General features: G+C 60.9%; 3 protein-coding genes. 1 reads left to right on the forward strand and 2 read right to left on the reverse strand.

Features of this window, described 5'->3' with window-relative positions; genetic code table 11:
• Nucleotides 1-310: glycerophosphoryl diester phosphodiesterase membrane domain-containing protein (locus tag NW857_RS09595; protein WP_414368796.1), on the forward strand; the 310-nt coding region annotated here is incomplete at its 5' end.
• A 153-nt stretch (nucleotides 311-463) separates the two neighbouring features.
• Here the strand turns inward: NW857_RS09595 and mnmA are convergent.
• Both mnmA and NW857_RS09605 read right to left on the reverse strand, forming a co-directional pair.
• A complete protein-coding gene (gene mnmA, locus NW857_RS09600) occupies nucleotides 464-1,576 on the reverse strand; it encodes a tRNA 2-thiouridine(34) synthase MnmA (protein WP_414337635.1) in 1,113 nt (370 codons plus the stop codon).
• Nucleotides 1,577-1,653: 77 nt separating this feature from the next.
• Nucleotides 1,654-2,403, reverse strand: coding sequence for a HEAT repeat domain-containing protein (locus NW857_RS09605; RefSeq protein ID WP_414336171.1), 750 nt, complete (start codon nucleotides 2,401-2,403; stop codon nucleotides 1,654-1,656).
• Nucleotides 2,404-2,631: the final 228 nt, after the last annotated feature.

The raw sequence follows: 2,631 nt of genomic DNA on the forward strand, positions 1-2,631 counted from the left end.
GGTAAGGCTGGTTTTCACTCTCTGTGCGATTGCCCTGGAAGGCAAAGGTGCCACGGAAGGTCTGGGCTACAGTTGGAACCTCGTCAAAGATCGCTGGTGGGGCGTGTTTTGGGCTTTGCTGGCTGTGAGTTTGATCTTCGGCATCCCACTCCTGATTTTGTTTCTTGTTGGGGGGATCCTGGGAGCTGCCTTGGGTGCGGTTGTGGTTGGAAATGCTGCCGTCACAGCAGTTGCGCCCATCCTCGATATCTATACGGTGCTCCTGTTCCGATCCCTGCAGCAGTTGAAAGAGCAAGCGGCCTACCAATAGCTAAGAGTTTTTACCCCTGTTTGGATGGCAAAAAGGGGATCCCTGTGCTCCGTCTTGAGACGAGAAGGGATCCCTTTCCTATTTTTGCCATCACTGCCCTCACCCCCGGCCCCTCTCCCAGGGGGAGAGGGGAGTGCTCTGCCAGACCTCTAGTTAGGAAGAAGGGCGCTCCAGGATGCCGCCCCCCAGCAGGAGATCCCCGTGGTACCAGACGGCGGCTTGGCCAGGGGTGACGCCAAATTGCGGCTCGGCAAACTGTAGCTTCACCCGCTCCGGCGATTTTGGGATCACCATAGCCGGCACCGGTGGGGTACGGTAGCGCACCTGCACTTCCACGGCCAAGGGTTCTGCCGGCGCAGGGATCGAGACCCAGTTCACCCGCCGCACCCACGCCTCAGCTTGGGTGGCTTCTTCCCGCTCTCCCACTACCACGCGGTTCATGGCCGCATCGATGCGCACCACATAGAGCGGACGGGAAGAGGCAATCCCCAGCCCCTTGCGCTGGCCGACGGTGTAGTGGTGGATACCTTCGTGATATCCCAGGACTCGCCCCTGGGTATCGACAATTTCCCCCGGCCTTTGACCCAGGTGCTGATCCAAAAAGTTGCGCATCGAGCCGTAGGTCTCGATCAAGCACAGATCCTGGCTTTCGGGCTTGTTTGCCGTAACCAAGCCGTAGCGCGCGGCAATCTGACGGGTCTGGGCCTTGGTGTACTCGCCCAAGGGGAAGAGACTGTGGGCCAGGTGCTCCTGGCTGAGGTCGTAGAGAAAATAGGACTGATCCTTCTGCCGATCCACCGCCCGCAGCAGTTGATAGCGCCCCAGCTCGGCCTCAAAACGCACCCGCGCGTAGTGGCCGGTGGCGATCTGAGAGATGCCCAGCGTCTCGCGGGCATAGGCCAGCAGGGGGCCGAACTTCACCAGCTTGTTGCATTGGGAGCAGGGCAGCGGTGTGATCCCCTCCCCATAGCCGGCCACCAAGTAATCGACAATGGCGGCCTGAAACAGCTCACGGCTATCCACCACATGGTGGGGGATCCCCAATTGCTCACAGATGGCAGCAGCATCCACCAGGCCGTCGGTGCAGCACTGGCCTTTCCCCCGCATCAGCCAGAGAGTCACTCCCTCCACGGCATAGCCCTGTTCGTGGAGAAGGGCCGCCACCGTGGAGCTGTCTACCCCCCCAGAAAGGGCCGCCACAATGCGGGGCCGAGAGGGGGATCCGGCTATCTCCGGAGCAACTAGAGGATGGGGGCTGGTAACCATCGCAGCAGGGGATCAGGAAACAACAAGGGTCGGCAAATCCTCGCCTCCCTACACCAGGCCAAACCCGGATTTCCAGCTTAGCTTGCTTCCGAATCGGCTGGCCGGGATCCCGCCTCAGGCATGGGCTCTGGGAAGCCCCTTTGGCGCAGCCGCCGCAGCGAATCCAAAGCTGCCGCGGCAACGCTATCGTGGGGATCCCTGGCCAGATAGTTGAGGGCAGAAACACTCTTGGGCGAGGGCAGATTTCCCAAGGCCTGGGCCAGCCGCTGCCGCACCAGCCAATCTTCCGACTGGGCAAACCGCAGGATGTGATCCAAAGCCCGCAGATCCCCCAGTTCTCCCAGAGCTGCAATGGCCGCCTGCTGCAGCAACACTTCCGGCCCCTCCAACGCCCGCAGCAGCACCTCATAGGCCCGTGGATCCTTCAGGTTGCCCAGGGCCACGGCGGCGCTGAAGCGCACCAGCCACTCCACATCTTCATAAAAAGCCCGCACCAGGGCCTCAAAAGCCCGCGGATCTTCCAAGTAGCCCAGGGCGCCTGCCGCATCGGCGCGAATGCCGTAGTCCGGGTCTTGGGTGAGGATCTCCAGCAGCTTGGGCAGACAGGCGTCCGTCTGCTTGATCCCCAGGGCAAAGACGGCAAAAGAGCGCACCTGCAGGTTTTCGTCGTCGATGACCTGCAAAATCAGCGGCACCGCCTGCTCCGCTGGCACATCCCGCAACTGGGCCAAGGCCACCATGCGATCCGCAGGGCGTTGGCTGCGCAAGCGTTGGGCGATTTCCTCCAGACGAGCGGGGTTGACAGGATCCAGAGCAGAGACAGTCATGGCCTTAACAAATGTTTACAGTCTCTCTTCATTATGGCAAATTGGGCTGCGCTCGGACAGGGGCCGGCTTTGAGGTCGGGATCCCTATCGACAGGGGCTGAGGCTTTGATTGGGAAATCCTAGCATTGTTGCCGAAAAAAGCAGCTCGATGGAGCCCCATCCCCAAGATTTTGGCTATTTTGGTGATGCGAGGCTCTCTGCCGGTGGTCTCTATGCTGAAATCTTCGC

The organism is Synechococcus sp. H55.9 (assembly GCF_047462355.1).
Lineage (GTDB): Bacteria > Cyanobacteriota > Cyanobacteriia > Thermostichales > Thermostichaceae > Thermostichus.

Bases quoted from the DNA above. Each gene is read 5' to 3' on its own strand.
- NW857_RS09605 (WP_414336171.1), bottom strand. From the start codon at position 2,403: ATGACTGTCTCTGCTCTGGATCCTGTCAACCCCGCTCGTCTGGAGGAA.
- mnmA (WP_414337635.1), bottom strand. From the start codon at position 1,576: ATGGTTACCAGCCCCCATCCTCTAGTTGCTCCGGAGATAGCCGGATCC.